The 1,393-nt window shown below is 43.6% G+C and carries 1 protein-coding gene; it reads right to left on the minus strand.

Going from position 1 to position 1,393, the window contains the following annotated elements; all coding sequences use genetic code 11:
• Window positions 1-152: 152 nt before the first annotated feature.
• Window positions 153-1,223, minus strand: a complete 1,071-nt coding sequence (locus ACS8FC_RS14165) for a DUF3025 domain-containing protein (RefSeq protein ID WP_439297229.1) — start codon at window positions 1,221-1,223, stop codon at window positions 153-155.
• Between the last annotated feature and the right edge of the window lie 170 nt (window positions 1,224-1,393).

Raw genomic sequence — 1,393 nt, forward strand, 5'->3', positions numbered from 1 at the left:
AGAGATAACTATCTCTTTCCTGTTTAACAGAAACGTCCTTTTACCATAACAAACATATGAGGCTTTGTTAACGTCTGGACGTTGTCAAATCGTGGCACAATCGTAAACGTAACAAAGGTTTGGCTAGCCAATCTTAAGTGACTCATTCCTATTTATTTTTCATTTTTCTGACGACGACCACTACGGAATACATAGCTGTCTTCATAAAAATCAATATCGGTATTTTCTGCCCAGAAATGCGGTACGCCTAAAATCGGTAATGGCGCAAGTTGGCGCGGTGTCACGTCATCCTTTGACAGTAATGTGTCCATGTATTCGGCAACTTTGTCATCCAAAAAACGTATACGCTCAGCTAATGGTAGGGTAAAGAAACTTTGCGTCACATGGATGACAATGCTGTGCGCACATAAGGGTTTGCGCGGCTGTAGTAACTGCTCTAGCAAGGCATGCCCAAAAATATAGACTGCGGCTTGAGCGCTGTTATCAGGCTGGGTTGGGTTATCCCATTTAGCACGGGGCGTCACCAAACTTGCCTGCCAGTCAAAATCAACCAATGCCTCACCGATACTAGCATCAGAAGTCACTAGCACTGCGCCATTCTCATCAAAAACAGTAATAGTATCGCGCACACGCCCTCGACGCTCACTAATGCCCTGCTTTGCGATTTCTAGCATATGGTAGTAATTGAGCATAGCTTTAGTCTTCGGAAAGGTCAGCCAAATACTGCCATTAAACAAGTCATGTAAGTTATCACGCGTCGGGATATTGCCAGTTGTGCCGATGAAATGCTCATAGGCTTCCCCTTCAGGCAATGCATTTTGAGAAACGAACTGTATCGTCTGAGATTTGTGGTCATGAGCAGGTTTAGTATGTGGTAACGGCTGTTGCAAATGTTCAGCCTGCTGCATCATCGCCGTTTTTAAGACTTTGGCAATCGTGTCAGGCGTATTGATGTCAAAAGCATTTATATCGTGCTCATCTAGGCTTTTCACATTATCCAAACCTTCTGAATCATTCGAACCATCCAAGCTATTTCTCTGTGATTTCGAGCGACTAAGGTGTTCAATCGTGTTGCTGATATAACTCAATTGAGTAATATGCGATAACCAAGGCACTTGCCAGTCAATAGTAGCAAAGCTGTTATCAAGCTGACCTTCTACTACAGGCAGCTGCTTAGTATGAGTATCAGAGTTAAGTGTGGCAGGTAAATCACTGGCAGGCATAGAAGCTCTCTCTTACAGGCTATCTCTATTAGACGTATGGACGGTCTATGGTATCATGGTGCGCTTTTTTACTGCTAGATACGCCGCTCGAAAGGACTTTTTGAGCGCTATGGATGAATGAGTTTTATGGCAAATTTTAATACCCACTTACATGTCGCCTTTATGGTCAG

The organism is Psychrobacter sp. 1Y4 (genome assembly GCF_051847555.1).